This is a genomic window from Rhodococcus sp. IEGM 1318, assembly GCF_033142465.1.
Taxonomy (GTDB): Bacteria; Actinomycetota; Actinomycetes; order Mycobacteriales; family Mycobacteriaceae; genus Rhodococcus_F; species Rhodococcus_F qingshengii_B.
The window spans coordinates 352,639-365,500 of the sequence record NZ_JAWLSC010000002.1; the positions used below are offsets into that span (position 1 = coordinate 352,639).

Below are 12,862 nucleotides of genomic sequence, written 5' to 3' on the forward strand. Positions count from 1 at the left end.
GGACCGACCGTACTGCGTTTTCGGTGAGAACTATCCGACCCTGGTGCCGACGAAGGCGGCCGAGAACTGAGCGGATCGGTGGTGACGCAAATGCGTACGCGGTGGGATCGCCGCGTCGACCCAAGGTGGCATGCGCCGCTCGTGACCCAGATCACCGCTCCCGCTCAGTGAGACTACTCGTCTTTCGGCCGACCTTCTGCTCAAAACTAGAACTAATTCTGATTTTGCTCGAATGATTTTTTCGGAACGACAACCGAACTCTCGACTTCAAATTAGAATGAATACTAATTTTGTTGAACCTACTCGCCAGACCGGATCGAAGGAGCACGACATGACGCAATCACTGAGCTTGGAAGGCAAAGTTGCCGCCGTCACCGGCGCCGGTGCCGGGCTGGGTCGCGCCGAGGCACTCGGACTCGCCGCTGCCGGCGCAGCCGTCATCGTCAACGACATGGGTGCAGCGGCCAACGATGTGGTCGACGAGATCAAGGCCGCAGGTGGACAGGCACTCGCCATCACCGGCGACGTCTCCGACTGGTCGCTCGGCGGGCGCATCATCGAAGAAGCTGTCAAGAACTTCGGATCCTTCGACATCCTCGTCAACAATGCAGGCATTCTGCGCGACAAGATGATCTTCAACCTGACCGAATCCGATTGGGACGACGTCATCCGCGTGCACCTCAAGGGTCACGCCGCCACCTCGCACGCAGCCGCAGTCCACTGGCGCGCAGCCAGCAAGGCAGCCGACGCACCGGTCTACGGCCGCATCATCAACACCTCTTCCGAGGCCTTCCTCTTCGGCAGCGCCGGACAGCCCAACTACTCGGCAGCCAAGGCCGGTATCACCGCTCTGACGCTCTCGAGCGCAGCAGGCCTCTCCCGCTACGGCGTCCGCACCAACGCGATCTGCCCCCGCGCCCGCACCGCCATGACGGCAGAAGCCTTCGGCGAGAACAACACCGGCGTAAGCGGCCTCGATCCGCTTGCACCCGAGCGCGTCGCGACCCTGGTCAGCTACCTCGCATCCCCCGATTCCGACGAGATCAACGGCCAGGTCTTTGTCGTCTACGGCAAGATGGTGGCGTTGATGGAAGCACCCAAGGTCGAGAATCGTTTCGACGCAGCCGGATCCGCGTTCACGGTCGAAGAGCTCGGTGGCCAGCTCTCGTCCTACTTCTCAGGCCGCGGACCGTACGAGACCTACGCCGCCTACAGCGTCGCCGGCCTCGAAAAGATCGCACTTGCAGTCGACGAGACCGCAACAGTTTAAGCAGCACTGACGAAGAGGAGCGTTTTCATGAGGTTGAACGGCAAGGTAGCGATCGTCACCGGCGGCGCCGGTGGAATCGGTCGTGCCATCACCCGAGTCTTCGCCCGTGAAGGCGCGAAGGTCCTGTTCGTCGACATCAACGACGAGCAGGGCCAGGCCCTCGAACAAGAACTAGCCGGCTCCGGCAAGTTCCTGAACGTCGACCTTGCTGCCGCCGGTTCGGCCGAGCAGATCCGTGACGCCGCGCTCGAAGCTTTCGGCAAGCTCGACATCCTGGTGAACAACGCTCACGCGTCCCGTCAGGCTCCGTTGCTCGAAACCACGCAGGACATGTTCGACCTGTCCTTCAACACCGGTTTCTACCCCGTTGTCCACCTCATGCAGGCGTGCCACGACGAACTCGCGAAGACCAAGGGTTCGGTCGTCAACTTCGCATCGGGTTCAGGTTTGGACGGAATGCCCACCCAGACGTCCTACGCTGCGGCCAAGGAAGCTGTGCGAGGCCTGACGCGCGTCGTCGCCAACGAGTGGGCGCCAGAAGGTATTCGGGTCAACGTGGTCTGCCCGTTCGCCGCCACCGAAGGCGTCGTCAAGTGGCAGGAAGCCTTCCCCGAGCGCGCAGCCGCATCGGTTGCCAAGGTACCTCTCGGACGCATCGGTGATCCCGAAACCGACATCGCTCCCGTCGTGGTATTCCTGGCGAGCGAGGACTCCAAGTACATGACCGGACAGACATTGATGGCCGACGGCGGCAGCATCAAATTGCGATGAGCGAAATACTTCTCGGTGGGCTCAGCTCACCGAGAAGAGTTTCGCAGCGTTGTCGTGCACGACGGCTCGCAGCCATTCGTCTCCGAGATCGAAGCGCGTAACCGCTTGCAAGGCTGTGAGATACGGGTACGGAATGTTCGGGAAGTCGCTACCGAACAGAATCCGGTCCTGCATGTCGACGAGCCGTGAAACGTCTGCCTTCGGGAAGGCGCACTGCTCTTCCGTGAAATCGGTGAACGCCATGGTCGTATCCAGGCGGACGTTGCCGTAAGCCTCTGCCAGATCGAGGAATTCGCTGTACTCGGGCATCCCCATGTGGGCGACGATCAAAGACAGGCGCGGGTACCGTGCGAGCAGCGAAGCAATGCGGTCGGGTCCCGTGTACTCCCCCGGCGCCGGTCCCGATCCACAGTGAATCACGATGGGCGTCTCGGAGTCCTCGAGCTGACCCCAGACCTTGTCGAGCAGAGGGTCGTTCGGATCGTAGTTTCCGACCTGGATGTGGGACTTGAAGATTCGCGCGCCCGACTCCAGGGCCTTTCCGACGTACGACGCCGCCGACTCCTCGGGATAGAACGTGGCCGTGTGCAGGCAATCAGGTGTTTGCGCGGCAAATTCGACGGCCCACTGATTGAGCCACTCGGCCATCGCGTGCTTGTGCGGGTAGATCATCGACGTGAAAGCCCGGACACCGAACTCGCGGAGACGATGTACCCGCTCCTCCTCGGCAAGTCGGTACGCGATCGGCCATGGTCGACCGATCATCGGTCCCGCCGAATCGAAGTAGCCCCACACCTTGTCCATGACGCTCTTCGGCATGAAATGGGTATGGACGTCGATCACGCCCGGAACACCCAACTCGCGCCAGAAAGCCCGAACCTCGGCGATCTCCTCCGGTCCGGTCGATGGGACCTCTTCGGTACACACGTCTGACACCCCTTTCGTTCGCTCGACCATACCGAGTGCCGTCGCGCTCACCGGGACAGGTCGTTGACGGCCCGCGTTGAGCACCCGAATGTGAACCCATCTTGCCGATCACCGTTGGAGGTTGAATGTCTCAGGCCGAGTCCGAAGTGGGATCGATCAGTGCCGTCGAGGAACTGCTCGCAATCGAGGAAATCAAACGTGTCTTCGCCGCGCGCCTACGCTGCATGGACACCAAGCAGTGGCACGTCTACCCAACCCTGCACACCGCAGACGTCGTCAGCGAGACGTGGGGCGGACTCCCGACAGACAAGCAACCCAAGACCGGTGACACCTCGAACCAGGTAGTGGGCATCGACAAACTCACCGCGGCAATTCGGAACATGCTCGACGGCGACATCCCCCTCACCACGGCGCACCACGCACACACTCCCGAAATCGTGCTGACCTCACCCACCACCGCAACCGGTATCTGGGCGATGGAAGACATGCTGTGGTGGAACGACGGCGAGAAAGAACTACACCTGCACGGCTACGGCCACTACCACGAGGAATACCGCAAAGAAGACGGCAAGTGGCTGATCAGCTACCGAACCCTCACCCGGCTCCGTGTCGACCAGGACCCCGGATTCTTCCGATTCATGAAAGCGCTGTGACGAAGTGACCAACCCGCTGTTCCAACCGCTCCGCATCCGTTCGCTCGAACTGTCCAACCGAATAGTCATGTCGCCGATGACGCGCACGTACTCCATCGAAGGTGTGCCCGGCAGCGACGTTGCCGACTACTACCGCCGACGCGCTGAGGGCGGCACCGGGTTGATCGTCACCGAAGGCGTCGCGATCGATCACGAGACGGCTGTCGATCACGCCAACGTCCCCAACCTCCACACCCCCGCTGCGCAGGCTGGATGGCGCAAGGTCGTCGACGACGTGCACGCGGCGGGCGGCAAGATCGTGCCTCAGCTCTGGCACGTCGGACCGCTGTGGGGCGCGATGACGCAGATGGACCCTTCACTCAAGCCGATGCGCCCCTCCGGTGAATGGGGCCCGCTCGGCGTCACCTCGTACTCCGCTGCCTACGTCGAACGCGCGCAGGCGAGCACCGAAGCGATGACCGAGCAGGACATCCAGGACGTCATCGACGCGTATGTCCGTAGCGCGAAGCACGCCGTCGAACTCGGCTTCGACGGTATCGCGATCCACGGCGGTCACGGCTACCTCCTCGATTCCTTCTTCTGGAAGGGCACCAACCAGCGCGACGACGCGTGGGGCGGCGACCTGGAGCGTCGTACCAAGTTCCCGGCCGCCGTCGTCGCTGCGATCCGCGCGGCCATCGGACCGGATCTGCCGATCATCTACCGTTTCTCGCAGCACAAGCAGCAGGATTTCACCGCGAAGATCGCGGAGACCCCCGAGGAGTTGGGCGTCATCCTGGGCGCGCTGGTCGACGCCGGAGTCGACGTTCTCGATGCCAGCATCAGGCGCTTCGACGTCCCGGCCTTCGAAGGCAGCGACCTCTCACTGGCCGGTTGGGCAAAGAAGCTGACCGGTGCCGTCACGATGGCCGTCGGTAGCGTAGGGATCGGAAAGTCACTGCGCGACAGCCGCATCGAAGGCGTTGCGCCGGTGGTGGACAACATCCCGCAACTCGAGGAGCGCATCGGCAGTGGTGAGTTCGATCTGATTGCGATCGGCCGTCTCCATCTCGCCGATCCTGCGTTGGCGACGACCCTGCGCGCGGGCGGTCCGCTGCCGGCTTTCGATCGAGCGGTGCATGAGGGCAGCTTGATCTAGGGGCTCCGCCCCTGTGCGCCTTTTCGGTAGTTCGCACTACCAAAAAGGCGCACACCGCCGAAGGCCTTTATGTTCGACCTATGACTACCTTCAACGCCTGGGTCGCCCGCGACAGCGACGGCACCATCGACTTCGCCCCCGAAACCGTCGACGAATCCATCCTCCCTGCAGGTGAGGTCACCATTCGCGTCGAGTATTCGAGCGTCAACTACAAGGACGCCCTCGCGGTCACCCCGAAGGGCGGGGTGGTTCGCGACTACCCGATCGTCCCCGGCATCGACGTTGCCGGCGAGGTCATTGCCTCCGAGTCCGACGCGTTCGCCCCCGGCGACAAGGTCGTGGCCCACGGGTACGAGATCGGGACCGCCCGTAACGGCGGCTACGCGGAGATCGCCCGGCTGCCTGCCGAGTGGGTCGTGAAGCTCGACGGCATCTCCACTGCCGACGCTGCTGCAATCGGCACGGCTGGATTCACCGCGGCCATGAGTGTCCAAGCCATTCTGGCCAGCGGAGTGAAGCCCGCCGACGGTCCGGTACTGGTGACGGGAGCGAGCGGCGGAGTCGGCACCGTCAGCGTCGACCTTCTGGCACGCGCAGGCTTCGACGTGGTCGCCTCCAGTGGCAAGCCCGGCGCGGCAGACCTTCTGACGTCTCTCGGTGCGTCTTCGGTGATCGGCCGGCTCCCCGAGGATCCCGACGCCAAGCCTCGCCCGCTCGGAAAATCTCAGTGGGCGGCGGCCGTCGACTGCGTCGGTGGGAAGACCCTCGCTCACGTTCTGAGCACGATCAACTACGGCGGTGTTGTGGCCGCCAGCGGATTGACCGGTGGCGCCGCGCTGCCTACGACCGTGCTGCCGTTCATTCTCCGCGGAGTCTCACTGCTGGGCATGGACTCGGTATTGATGCCGATCGAACCCCGTCGCGCGCTGTGGACCCGTCTGGGCTCCGACTTGGCGCCACGTCATCTGAAAGAGATCACGAACCTCGTCGCCGTCCGCGACGTCGTCTCGGTGATCGATCAGGTACGCGAGGGCAAGTACACGGGCCGGGCGCTTGTTCAGGTTGCCGACGGTTTCTGAACCGCTCAGAAAAGTGTGAACAGATCTGCCGGTTCTTCGGCCGTCGTGGACTTCTCTTTGTACGAGGAGTTCACGACGGTGGGTTCCTTCTTCACCGGCGCCGCAAGCGGGACCGACGCGATGTCCCCCGAGACGATGGCGCGTGCGGCTTCGCCGGCCAACTTGTCTGCCATCTCGTTGTAGTGGTTGCCGACGTGCCCGCGCACCCAGCGAAAGCGCACCGGTCCGACACGGTCGGTGATGGCTCGGTCGATGCTCTGCACCAGTTCCAGATTCTTGACCGCCCCGCCGCCCGCGGTCTTCCAACCCTTGCGCTTCCAACTGGGCAACCATTCGGAAGCGCACTTGATGGCGTACTGCGAGTCGGATTCGATGAGCAGAGGATCCCCACCCGGATGCGCGACGACGGCCTCGAAGAGGGCACGCAACTCGGCAATCTGGTTGGTACCGGATGCTTCTCCGCCAGACATGCTCGGACCCTCGTGATTGACCCACGCCCAGCCGATAGCCCCACCGGGGTTTCGCAGACAGGATCCGTCGGTGCTCACGATGATCATGGCTCGGACAATACGTTGCGCCACCGACACACGCCTTAACGGAGGATGGACGGTGGCGATACGCTGATCTCGATGACGCCGCTATCTCCGGCCGACGAAGTCACGGTGACTTCTCAGCGACCACTCGATGCCGCGCTGACGCTCAGCCCGCATCAGCGCGGACCCGGCGACCCCGCACATCGGCGGTCCGCCGACGGAGCGATCTGGCGAGTTTCCCGCCAACTTTCGGGTCCTGTGACCTACCGCATCACGCAGTCGGATCGGCACATGGTCCGCGTGCAGGCGTGGGGTCCCGGTGCCACGGAATTATTGGAAGGCGCCGACGCGCTGCTCGGCCTCGACGACGAAGCCGAAGATTTTGCCCCCGAACATCCCAAGCTCGCCGAAGCTCATCGACGCTTCCCTCATCTGCGCATCGGCCGCACCCGCCGCGTCATGGAAGCTCTCGTTCCCGCGATCCTCGAGCAACGAGTTCACGGCATCGACGCGTTTGCCGCGTGGCGCCGCCTGCTGACCAAGTTCGGTGAGCGCCCACCCGGCCCTGCACCCGACGGAATGCGAGTCCCACTCACCGCGGACCAATGGCGTCGAATGCCGTCATGGGAGTTCCATCGCGCGAACGTCGATCCCGCGAGGTCCAAGACGATCGTTCAGTGCGCTCGCGTCGCCGACCGCCTCGAGCAGGCATCCACGTTCCCCAGGGCCGAAGCGACCAAACGATTGCGAGCGGTGCCCGGCGTCGGAATCTGGACTGCCGCCGAAGTGGCTCAGCGTGCCTTCGGCGATTCCGACGCACTCTCGGTCGGCGACTACCACCTCGCTGCCGTCGTCGGGTGGTCACTACTGGGTGAACCGATCGACGACGCCGAGATGGTGCAGTACCTCGCTCCTCTCCAACCGCATCGATACCGCGCGGTGCGGCTTCTGCAGGTCAGCGGCCAAGCCGTCAAACCCAAGTTCGGTCCGCGAACTGCCGTTGCCGACCACCGCTGGCACTGAGGGATTGCACCGAGAACAAGGAGATAAGAAATGTCGACCCGATACGCACACATCGCCTTCTCCCCCGCTGCGGTGGAGCGTCAGCGGTCGACCGGGAGTTTCACCGTCTACGGTTCGAGACTCGATCAGCCCGACGAAGGCCCGATGGAATTCGATTTCCGCGCTCAGGGATTCGTGAAATCCGTGGATACCTTCTTCATGTCCACGGTGACGCCCGACGGTTGGCCGTACGTCCAACATCGCGGCGGCCCGCGCGGATTCCTGCATGTGTTGGGTCCGAATCGAATCGGATTCGCCGATCTTCCCGGCAATCAGCAATTCGTGACACTCGGCAATCTGGAAGCGAACAATCGCATCTCGCTGTTCGTCATCGACTACCCAACGCGGACGAGATTGAAGATCTACGGGCGTGCGCACGTGATCGAGGCGGACGAGGACCCTGCACTACTGCAACAGCTCTTGCAAGTTCCCGGCGGCACCATGACGGCAAAAGCCCAGCGTTCCATCGTCATCGACGTCGAAGCGTTCGACTGGAACTGCAGTCGAAACATCACACCTCGTTTCGACAAGGAGCGCATGGACGAATCCCTCGCTCTGGCACGCCAACCCCTGCAAGCCGAGGTCGATCGGCTTACTGCCGAGGTCGAAGAATTGCGTGCGCGGTTGTCGAAAAACGAATGAGACTGGGCGGTTTCAGGGCACCCGGAGTCGGGTAGCCACCAAACACGGCCCGTCGCGCGGAGACGACGGGTCCCGTTGTGCCCGAGGAGGTCCGCACGATCGATCCAGACGGTGGAGTTCCGGCTAGCGAACTGCACCGCTACCATTCACGACTGGTTCCACACAGACAGATTGGCCGTCCCCATGAAACTGTCCCGAACTCTCACCATGTCCGTACTCGTTGTCGCCGCAGTCGGCGCCGGAACCGGCACCGCGGTCGCAGCGCCCCCGAATGCGGGCTTCGATCCGTCCCAACCCCTACTGACCCCGACCGCAGAGTCGAACAGCCAGGCGGCGTTGATGCTCTTCCCCGGTAACGATCCGAAGCAAGCCGCGTTCGACACGATGGCCAACGAGGTCAATATCGGCTGGAACAACGGCGGCGTGCAGTCGACGCTCATCGGAGCCAACCTCGGCGTCGGAATCGGTTGCCTGTCGATCTTCCCGAACTTCATCGCCGGCTGCATCGTCGGTGGAGTCATCGGAACGGTTGCCGGGGTCGGCGCGGGAATCACCAACGGAAACCCGAACGCTGCACCGGCCGTCGAGAAGTTCTTCGCGACTCCTTGAGAAACGGTCAGCTGTGCGTGTGGCCGGGGGTGGGTGTCTCGTCGTGAAAATGCGTGGCGCCGATCGAATGCAACAGTTGGTGAACGGTGTCGTCTGCCAGTTGGTATCGCATCGATCGGCCGTCACGCGTCGCGCTCACCCACCCCTGGCTACGCAGTAGCCGCAGCGCATGTGAGACGGCTGTGCCGCTCATCCCCAGCGCCACGGACAGATCCGTGACGCAGATACCCGGTGCGTGGTGAAGGCAGAGCAACAGACGCAGACGGTTGGCGTCGGAGAGCAACTCGAAGCGACCGGACCAACTGGTGACATCGAGACCCTCGAGTGCAGCCCTGGCGCGACGAACATCCTCGACGCTCAGCGCGCCACTGGTGTCTGCTGCATTCGTCAACCGACTGCCTCCGTAGAACTTCCGATCCCCGGCGCAAGTGTACCCAGAAGCGAACCTCGTCAGGCAGACTCCACCACGGCTGCCATGCCCTGGCCACCGCCGATACACATGGTCAACAGCGCTTTTCCGCCGCCGCGACGGCCGAGTTCGTGAAGCGCGGTTGTTGCCATACGCGCACCTGTCGCTCCCACGGGGTGCCCGAGCGAGATGCCGGAACCGTTGACGTTCAGTCGATCGAGGTCCTCGAAGCCCCATTCCTTCACGACGCCGAGAACCTGGCACGCAAACGCCTCGTTCAGCTCGACCAGATCGAAATCGGCAAAGCCTGCCCCTGTCCGAGCAAACAGTTTCGAGACGGCGGCAACCGGCCCGAGGCCCATCAGCGCCGGTTCACAACCGGCCGCGGCCCAGCTGTCGAGGAACCCGATGGGCTCCAGCCCCAGCTCGTCCAGACGATCCTCGGCGACCACCAACATCGCTGCCGCAGCGTCATTCTGTTGGCTGGCGTTACCAGCGGTCACCACGCCTCCCTCGGTCACCGCACGCAGCCGTGCCAGGGTTTCGAGTGAGGTATCCGGACGGATCCCCTCGTCAGCACGAAACCGTGTGACGTTCCCTTTTCGATCCGTCAGTTCGACGGCGACGATTTCGTCATCAAAGCGGCCGGATTCTCTTGCCAGTATAGCTTTTCGGTGACTGTCGACGGCGAAGGCGTCCGACTCTTCCCGCGTGATCCCGCAGCGTGTCGCAACGTTCTCGGCCGTTTCGATCATTCCGCTGATCCGGCCGAAACGCCACTCGGGTTGCGAGCGCTCTCGACCACGATCGAGGCGGTCGAACAGTTGCAGCCCACCGGTTTTGGTGCCCCACCGCGCTCCGGTGGTGTAGTGCTCGATCCCGCTCATCGATTCGACGCCACCCGCGAGAACCACGTCGGCCGCACCTGTCTGGACCATCATGGCCGCGGTAACGATGGCCTGCAGACCCGTTCCACATCGGCGATCCGTCTGGAAGCCGGCTACCGAAATCGGCAACCCTGCCTCGAGCGCCGCCCACCTTCCGATGCACGGTGCCTCCGAATTGGCATACGACTGCCCCATCGCGACGTCGTCGATGCGGGACGGATCGATTCCGCTACGACGCACGGTCTCCTTGACGACAGTGGCGGCCAAACTTTCCGCAGGCACGTCACGAAGTGCCCCTCCGAAACGGCCCACCGCGGTTCGGACCGGCGCGACCAATGCTGCTCGTTTCACAACTGACCTCGAATCTCGTTCTGGAAGAATGGAAAAGGATTCAGGAGACCAACAGGCGCACGGTATCCGCCACCAGCGCCGGTTTACCCGCTCCTTCGATTTCGATCGTGTACCGCACGACAATCGTCGCGCCCTTCGCGGTGCGCTCGAAGGAAAGAATCTCCGCACCTGCCCGCACCGAAGAACCGACCTTGACCGGTTCGGGGAATCGCACCTTGTTGCTGCCGTAGTTCACGGTCATGGAGATTCCGTCGACACGCATCACCTGAGCGCCGAGCACCGGCAACAACGAAAGAGTCAGATAGCCGTGGGCGATGGTTCCGCCGTACGGCCCCTGCGCTGCGCGCTCGGGATCCACGTGAATCCACTGGTGATCCTCGGTGGCGTCGGCGAACTTGTCGATCCGATCCTGTGTGACCGGGAACCACTCGCTGTAGCCCAAGTGCTCACCGACAGCCGTCTCTACTTCGTCGATTCCGTTGAAAATTCGCATAGTTCTCTCCTGAAAGGTGTTGAACAGCAAAGGAAGCAACAGCGCCCGAGCGCAGTTCTAATGTGCGCCCCGGCGCAGTGTCACCCGATACGTGTACTGCTCCGGCAAGAAGTAACTCACCGACAACTCGTTGGCGACGCCCTGCGCGTTGGAGTACAACCGGTCTACCCGCAACATGGCGTGCCCGATCTCGCAATCGACGTCCCTGGCTACGTCCGCCGTCGCCGGGGACACCGTGATCGATTGTGCTGCTTCGACAATCGGACTGTCGATCAGCGGTTCCAGCAGGCCGATCACCGTATTGGCGCTCACCGCACCGGCCGCCATGGCAGGAAGGTCGATGATCTGCCGAGCGATCGCCTCCGGCAGATGCGCCGTCGTCTGGACGAACGGAACTCCTTCGTGTATCCGCCGAAAGACCACGGTGTACACGACGTCGGTGTCGAGCCGAAGCCGACTGGCAGCCTCGATGTCCACGCGCCGTTGCAGCGGTGAGACTACTTCCATGGTCGTATCCCGCGAAAGGTTCATGAGATCTTCGATGGACCCTAGATGACGGAGATAGCGGCCACTGTTCTCGGTCACGAACGTTCCGCGCCCGGGTACCCGGTACACGATGCCCTCGGCAACGAGGTCGTGAAAGGCTCGGCGGACGGTCTGTCGGCTCACGCCATGATGCTGCGCCAGTTCGGATTCGGTGGGCAGTTGAATGCCGTCGCGGTAGGTACCGGCAGAGATCTGCTGACGAAGCTCACGAGAGAGGCGTTGGTACGCCGGCTCCGTCTCTCTTTCCTTACCGCTCATAGCGACATGATCCTACTTGCTCACCGGGCCGTCACAGACCGCCGCGGGCAACCAACTGCGAAACGATCACGTTTCGCTGAATTTCGTTGGTTCCCTCACCGACGATCATCAGCGGTGCATCACGGAAGTACCGCTCGACGTCGTACTCCGTCGAGTAGCCGTAACCACCGTGGATGCGGACGGCGGACAACGCGATTTCCATTGCCACCTCGGAGGCGTACAGCTTGGCCATGCCTGCCTCCATGTCGCATCGCTCGCCGCTGTCGTACATCTGTGCCGCGTGCCACGTCAGCTGCCGCGCGGCCGTCAGCTTCGTTGCCATGTCGGCGAGGTAGTTGCCGATCGACTGGTGCTTCCAGATCGGCTGGCCGAAGCTCTCGCGCTGCTGCGCGTACGCAAGTGAATCTTCGAGTGCGGCCGTGGCGACGCCCAGTGCACGGCAAGCCACCTGGATACGGCCGGTCTCGAGCCCTTTCATCATCTGCCCGAAGCCCTTTCCGGGAGTGCCGCCCAGAATGGCCGACTCGGCGATGCGGTAATTGTCGAAGGACAGTTCACAACTCTCGACGCCCTTGTATCCGAGCTTCGGGAGATCGCGGGAGACGGTCAGCCCTTCGCCGTGCTCGACGAGAACGATCGAGATGCCCGCATGACGAGGGCTTGCGCTTGGATCGGTCTTGCACAGCAAGGCGATCACGCCGGATCGGCGGGCATTGGTGATCCATGTCTTGGCGCCGTTGATGACCAGATCTGTGCCGTCGATCTTGGCGTTGGTCGTCATGGCCTGCAGATCGGAGCCACCGCCGGGCTCGGTGAGGGCCATCGTTGCCCGGATCTCGCCGGTAGCCATTCGCGGCAGGTACTTCACCTTCTGCTCTTCGGTACCGAACAGCGAGATGAGCTTGGCAACCACTGTGTGTCCGCCCATCGCTCCTGCCAGGGACATCCATCCGCGCGACAGTTCCTGCGTCACCTGCGCATAACAGGGCATGGACACCGGCGATCCGCCGTACTCCTCGGGAATCGTGAGGCCGTAGATCCCGATCTGCTTCATCTGATCGATCCACTTCTCGGGATACTCGTTCGCGTGCTCCACCTCCTGGACCGTGGGCTTGACCTCTCGGTCGACGAACCGGCGCACGGTTTCGATCAGGAATGTCTCTTCGTCGTTGAGCTTGAGCATGAATCCGCCTCGACTTGAAATAAGTTTGTACGGCCATATTTCGATATTGTT

General features: G+C 62.8%; 15 protein-coding genes. 8 read left to right on the top strand and 7 right to left on the bottom strand.

Annotated elements, in window-relative coordinates; genetic code table 11:
- The first annotated feature begins 331 nt into the window (after positions 1-331).
- Complete coding sequence (locus tag R4P65_RS05880) at positions 332-1,270, top strand: 3-oxoacyl-ACP reductase (RefSeq protein WP_214879990.1); 939 nt, start codon at positions 332-334, stop codon at positions 1,268-1,270.
- Positions 1,271-1,297: 27 nt separating this feature from the next.
- Positions 1,298-2,041 (top strand): SDR family NAD(P)-dependent oxidoreductase, encoded by a 744-nt coding sequence (locus tag R4P65_RS05885; protein ID WP_019745385.1) that lies wholly within the window; start codon positions 1,298-1,300, stop codon positions 2,039-2,041.
- A gap of 21 nt (positions 2,042-2,062) precedes the next feature.
- Here R4P65_RS05885 and R4P65_RS05890 read toward each other — a convergent pair whose 3' ends face one another.
- A complete protein-coding gene (locus R4P65_RS05890; RefSeq protein WP_003940342.1) occupies positions 2,063-2,968 on the bottom strand; it encodes an amidohydrolase family protein in 906 nt (301 codons plus the stop codon).
- 125 nt (positions 2,969-3,093) lie between these two features.
- Between R4P65_RS05890 and R4P65_RS05895 the strand changes: the two genes are divergently transcribed.
- The 3 genes from R4P65_RS05895 (at position 3,094) to R4P65_RS05905 (ending at position 5,838) form a co-directional block, all read left to right on the top strand.
- Positions 3,094-3,621 carry a nuclear transport factor 2 family protein gene (locus R4P65_RS05895; protein WP_019745387.1) on the top strand — a complete coding sequence of 176 codons (528 nt, stop codon included), beginning with the start codon at positions 3,094-3,096 and terminating at the stop codon, positions 3,619-3,621.
- Positions 3,622-3,625: 4 nt separating this feature from the next.
- Entirely contained in the window at positions 3,626-4,759 is a 1,134-nt protein-coding gene (locus R4P65_RS05900; RefSeq protein ID WP_317825800.1) for a 12-oxophytodienoate reductase, read from the top strand.
- Positions 4,760-4,839: 80 nt separating this feature from the next.
- Positions 4,840-5,838, top strand: coding sequence for an MDR family oxidoreductase (locus R4P65_RS05905; RefSeq protein WP_317825801.1), 999 nt, complete (start codon positions 4,840-4,842; stop codon positions 5,836-5,838).
- 5 nt (positions 5,839-5,843) lie between these two features.
- Here the strand turns inward: R4P65_RS05905 and R4P65_RS05910 are convergent, their stop codons facing one another.
- Positions 5,844-6,395: a ribonuclease H gene (locus tag R4P65_RS05910; protein WP_230815474.1), complete on the bottom strand. Its 552-nt coding sequence runs from the start codon at positions 6,393-6,395 to the stop codon at positions 5,844-5,846.
- Positions 6,396-6,440: 45 nt separating this feature from the next.
- Here R4P65_RS05910 and R4P65_RS05915 point away from each other — a divergent pair, with 45 nt between their 5' ends.
- The 3 genes from R4P65_RS05915 (at position 6,441) to R4P65_RS05925 (ending at position 8,684) form a co-directional block, all read left to right on the top strand.
- Positions 6,441-7,394: a DNA-3-methyladenine glycosylase 2 family protein gene (locus tag R4P65_RS05915; protein WP_317825802.1), complete on the top strand. Its 954-nt coding sequence runs from the start codon at positions 6,441-6,443 to the stop codon at positions 7,392-7,394.
- Positions 7,395-7,424: 30 nt separating this feature from the next.
- Entirely contained in the window at positions 7,425-8,075 is a 651-nt protein-coding gene (locus R4P65_RS05920; RefSeq protein WP_317825803.1) for a pyridoxamine 5'-phosphate oxidase family protein, read from the top strand.
- 111 nt (positions 8,076-8,186) lie between these two features.
- A complete protein-coding gene (locus R4P65_RS05925; RefSeq protein WP_317825804.1) occupies positions 8,187-8,684 on the top strand; it encodes a hypothetical protein in 498 nt (165 codons plus the stop codon).
- Between the two features lie 7 nt (positions 8,685-8,691).
- Here R4P65_RS05925 and R4P65_RS05930 read toward each other — a convergent pair whose 3' ends face one another.
- The 5 genes from R4P65_RS05930 to R4P65_RS05950 are packed head-to-tail and all read right to left on the bottom strand — an operon-like array spanning position 8,692 to position 12,811.
- A complete protein-coding gene (locus tag R4P65_RS05930) occupies positions 8,692-9,075 on the bottom strand; it encodes an ArsR/SmtB family transcription factor (protein WP_230815221.1) in 384 nt (127 codons plus the stop codon).
- Between the two features lie 59 nt (positions 9,076-9,134).
- On the bottom strand, positions 9,135-10,331 hold the full coding sequence (locus R4P65_RS05935; RefSeq protein WP_317825805.1) for an acetyl-CoA C-acetyltransferase: 1,197 nt from the start codon (positions 10,329-10,331) through the stop codon (positions 9,135-9,137).
- A 40-nt stretch (positions 10,332-10,371) separates the two neighbouring features.
- Positions 10,372-10,824: a MaoC family dehydratase gene (locus R4P65_RS05940; RefSeq protein ID WP_230815219.1), complete on the bottom strand. Its 453-nt coding sequence runs from the start codon at positions 10,822-10,824 to the stop codon at positions 10,372-10,374.
- 57 nt (positions 10,825-10,881) lie between these two features.
- Positions 10,882-11,628: a GntR family transcriptional regulator gene (locus R4P65_RS05945; RefSeq protein ID WP_003940169.1), complete on the bottom strand. Its 747-nt coding sequence runs from the start codon at positions 11,626-11,628 to the stop codon at positions 10,882-10,884.
- Positions 11,629-11,659: 31 nt separating this feature from the next.
- A complete protein-coding gene (locus tag R4P65_RS05950; RefSeq protein ID WP_317825806.1) occupies positions 11,660-12,811 on the bottom strand; it encodes an acyl-CoA dehydrogenase family protein in 1,152 nt (383 codons plus the stop codon).
- Positions 12,812-12,862: the final 51 nt, after the last annotated feature.

Coding starts and splice junctions, on each gene's coding strand:
- R4P65_RS05920 (WP_317825803.1), top strand. CDS start 7,425: ATGTCGACCCGATACGCACACATCGCCTTCTCCCCCGCTGCGGTGGAG.
- R4P65_RS05880 (WP_214879990.1), top strand. CDS start 332: ATGACGCAATCACTGAGCTTGGAAGGCAAAGTTGCCGCCGTCACCGGC.
- R4P65_RS05945 (WP_003940169.1), bottom strand. CDS start 11,628: ATGAGCGGTAAGGAAAGAGAGACGGAGCCGGCGTACCAACGCCTCTCT.
- R4P65_RS05905 (WP_317825801.1), top strand. CDS start 4,840: ATGACTACCTTCAACGCCTGGGTCGCCCGCGACAGCGACGGCACCATC.
- R4P65_RS05885 (WP_019745385.1), top strand. CDS start 1,298: ATGAGGTTGAACGGCAAGGTAGCGATCGTCACCGGCGGCGCCGGTGGA.
- R4P65_RS05910 (WP_230815474.1), bottom strand. CDS start 6,395: ATGATCATCGTGAGCACCGACGGATCCTGTCTGCGAAACCCCGGTGGG.
- R4P65_RS05940 (WP_230815219.1), bottom strand. CDS start 10,824: ATGCGAATTTTCAACGGAATCGACGAAGTAGAGACGGCTGTCGGTGAG.
- R4P65_RS05895 (WP_019745387.1), top strand. CDS start 3,094: ATGTCTCAGGCCGAGTCCGAAGTGGGATCGATCAGTGCCGTCGAGGAA.
- R4P65_RS05915 (WP_317825802.1), top strand. CDS start 6,441: ATGGACGGTGGCGATACGCTGATCTCGATGACGCCGCTATCTCCGGCC.
- R4P65_RS05950 (WP_317825806.1), bottom strand. CDS start 12,811: ATGCTCAAGCTCAACGACGAAGAGACATTCCTGATCGAAACCGTGCGC.